Source organism: Arthrobacter sp. 2YAF22_2, from assembly GCF_052114645.1.
In the GTDB taxonomy this organism is placed as follows: Bacteria; Actinomycetota; Actinomycetes; order Actinomycetales; family Micrococcaceae; genus Arthrobacter.
On the sequence record NZ_JBFRFD010000420.1, the window covers coordinates 1 to 3,368 of the forward strand.

Sequence of the window (3,368 nt, forward strand, 5' to 3'; positions counted from 1 at the left end):
ACGTACCACGATGACCTGTCCTACGACACCACCGGCAAGGACATCTCCTGCAACCTGGGCTCGCTGAACATCGCCAAGGCGATGGACTCGCCGGACTTCGGCCTGACCATCGAGACCGCCATCCGCGCACTCTCGGCCGTCTCGGACATGTCCAACATCACGTCGGTACCCTCGATCGCCCGCGGCAACGACCAGAGCCACGCGATCGGCCTKGGCCAGATGAACCTGCACGGCTACCTGGCCCGCGAGCGGGTGCACTACGGCTCCGAGGAAGGCATCGACTTCACGAACATCTACTTCTACTCGGTGGTGTTCCACGCGATCCGCGCCTCCAACCAACTGGCCATCCGGACCGGCCAGACCTTCGGCGGCTTCGAGAAGTCCAAGTACGCCTCGGGCGAGTTCTTCGACAAGTACACCGAGCAGGAGTGGGTGCCGCAGACGGCGAAGGTTGCCGAGCTGTTCGCGCACATCCACATCCCCACCCAGGATGACTGGCGCGAGCTCAAGGCCTCCGTCATGGAGCACGGCATCTACAACCAGAACCTGCAGGCCGTCCCGCCGACCGGTTCGATCTCCTACATCAACAACTCCACCTCCTCGATCCACCCGGTGGCGTCCAAGATCGAGATCCGCAAGGAAGGCAAGCTGGGCCGCGTGTACTACCCGGCGCCGTACCTGACGAACGACAACCTGGAGTACTACCAGGACGCGTACGAGATCGGCTACGAGAAGGTCATCGACACTTACGCCGCCGCCACCCAGCACGTGGACCAGGGCCTGTCCCTGACGCTGTTCTTCAAGGACACGGCCACCACGCGAGACATCAACAAGGCCCAGATCTACGCCTGGAAGAAGGGCATCAAGACCATCTACTACATCCGTCTCCGCCAGCTCGCGCTGGAGGGAACTGAGGTGGACAACTGCGTCAGCTGCATGCTTTAACCTTCAACTAAATGCTTGAGTACGACGGCGGGTGTTCGCCCGCCGTCGTACGCTTTAACTAGAGATCCAACCCAACTTCTTAGGGGATGACATGACCGAGAAGGTCAAGCTGCTTAGCCACGTTGAAGCCATTAACTGGAACCGCATCCAGGACGACAAGGACGTGGACGTCTGGAATCGCCTGGTCAATAACTTCTGGCTGCCGGAGAAGATCCCGCTGTCCAACGATGTGCAGTCCTGGGCGACGCTGACGCCGGACGAGCAGCAGCTCACCATGCGCGTGTTCACCGGCCTGACCCTGCTGGATACCATCCAGGGCACCGTGGGCGCCGTCTCGCTAATCCCGGATGCGATCACCCCGCATGAAGAGGCTGTCTACACGAACATCGCCTTCATGGAGTCGGTGCATGCCAAGAGCTACTCATCGATCTTCTCCACGCTGGCCTCCACCAAGGAGATCGACGAGGCGTTCCGCTGGTCCACCGAGAACGCGAACCTTCAGAAGAAGGCGCAGATCGTCATGGACTACTACCAGGGCGACGACCCGCTGAAGCGCAAGGTGGCGTCCACGCTGCTGGAGTCCTTCCTTTTCTACTCGGGCTTCTACCTGCCGATGTACTGGTCCTCACGCGCCAAGCTGACGAACACGGCCGACCTGATCCGCCTGATCATCCGCGACGAGGCCGTGCACGGCTACTACATCGGCTACAAGTTCCAGAAGGGCCTGGAAGGCCTGTCCGAGGAGCGCAAGCAGGAAATCAAGGACTACACGTTCGAGTTGCTCTTCGAGCTGTACGAAAACGAGGTCCAGTACACCCATGATCTCTACGATTCCGTTGGCCTGGCCGAGGACGTCAAGAAGTTCCTGCACTACAACGCCAATAAGGCGCTGATGAACCTGGGATACGAGGCCATGTTCCCGGCCTCCGTAACCGACGTGAACCCGGCGATCCTGTCGGCCTTGTCGCCGAACGCGGACGAGAACCACGACTTCTTCTCGGGGTCGGGGTCGTCTTATGTGATTGGCAAGGCTGTTAACACTGAGGATGACGACTGGGACTTCTAGGTCCGTTTCGTCGCCTTGTAGATGGACAGGCAACTTGGTCCTTAGGACAAACTAATCGGTCTTGTGAGATTCCGAGCTGGTTGAGATTTTTCGGAACAAGTTGGACCAATTCAGGTCAATTTTGACCCAGATCCGGCCTGATCGCTGATCGCCCTGGATCTCGAGGTCGGCCAGAGCGGGCAGCTGGCGCTCGACGGCCGGCGAGAAGGGACCCCGACCTTTAGGGACACGACCTCGGTACTGTCCAGGCCCCGGCTGCAGGACGCGGCCGGGGCCCGACCCGCGGGGATCCATCTCCGGCCTGTCTACGATGTCCCCATGCCTGACACGCCAGAACCCCGCCAGCGGTTTCTCACCGTCGACCACGTCGCCGAGGGATTGAACGTCAGCGACGCCCAGGTGCGGGTGTTGCTCCGATCCGGCGAGCTGCGCGGGATCCAGGTTGGCGGCCGCGGCCTGGATCCGCATCGGCGCCAACGACGTCGAAGACTTCATCGCGGCGGCGTACGGCCGGACCGCCTAGCGTATCGCCGCCGGCGAGCTGAAGGCAGGCCCGAGGGAGCAGTGCTAAGAGCCCGGATCTGTCGCCTGACCCTCGCGTCCGGGCCTACAGACCCGCTTTGGCCACTCCGTATTCGGCCTGCTCCGGGGTGAAGCCCTCGTAGATCAGCTGGTCGACAAGGCTGCCGTGTGAGAACCCGGTCATCTTCAGATAGCTCTGAGCCGATTTGGCTGCCTGCTCGTTCCAGTCGACGGTTATACGGTCCACGGCCCAGGTCGCATCCGCGGTCGAGAACTTCTCGTACTCCAGTTGCCCGATGAGGCCTGTCCGCGAGAAGGCGCTGAATTTGAGGTAGCTGGAAGCGGAGCGCAGGGCGTTCTGCTGGCTGGCGGTCCCGGCCTTGGCAGCGGCGTCAGCGTCGGCTTTTGCCTTGGCGGCAGCTGCGTCAGCATCAGCTTTGGCTTTCGCCGTGGCGTCGGCCTGCGCCTTGGCGGCTGCCGCGTCGGCATCGGACTTGGCCTTAGCGTCAGCATCGGCCTTGGATTTCGCAGCGGCTGCGTCGGCGTCCGCTTTCGCTTTCACGTCCGCGTCGGCTTTGGCCTTCTCAGCGGCGGGGTCCGCCGACTTGGTTTCTACCGGGACGGCGGTAGTTGAGGTGACCGACTTTTCGGGTGCGGTGACGGACGAGGCGGAGGTGCCGGATCCGGCGCGGGCGGCCGAGTTGCCGATAATGCTCAGGAGGATGACGCACACGGTAATGATCAGGGCCAGCTTCCGGTGCCTGGCGTAACCCTCCAGGGGTAAGCCTTGCTTGTCGCGCGTCGTGTTGGTCAGCAGCAGGATGATGTCTATGAG

Annotated in this window: 3 protein-coding genes and 1 pseudogene; 2 read left to right on the forward strand and 2 right to left on the reverse strand. The window is 62.0% G+C overall.

The features are described from left to right. Together AB4Y86_RS15160 and nrdF are read left to right on the forward strand one after the other, a co-directional pair. A pseudogene (locus AB4Y86_RS15160) lies at positions 1-945 on the forward strand (class 1b ribonucleoside-diphosphate reductase subunit alpha); the annotation flags it as partial. Positions 946-1,036: 91 nt separating this feature from the next. Continuing rightward, the gene (nrdF, locus tag AB4Y86_RS15165) at positions 1,037-2,011 is read left to right on the forward strand and encodes a class 1b ribonucleoside-diphosphate reductase subunit beta (RefSeq protein WP_264354130.1); all 975 of its coding nucleotides are present in this window, start codon (positions 1,037-1,039) and stop codon (positions 2,009-2,011) included. A gap of 51 nt (positions 2,012-2,062) precedes the next feature. Here the strand turns inward: nrdF and AB4Y86_RS15170 are convergent, their stop codons facing one another. Both AB4Y86_RS15170 and AB4Y86_RS15175 read right to left on the reverse strand, forming a co-directional pair. After that, complete coding sequence (locus tag AB4Y86_RS15170; RefSeq protein ID WP_441403022.1) at positions 2,063-2,506, reverse strand: hypothetical protein; 444 nt, start codon at positions 2,504-2,506, stop codon at positions 2,063-2,065. A 112-nt stretch (positions 2,507-2,618) separates the two neighbouring features. Beyond that, positions 2,619-3,368: Ltp family lipoprotein (locus AB4Y86_RS15175; RefSeq protein WP_441403023.1), on the reverse strand; the 750-nt coding region annotated here is incomplete at its 5' end.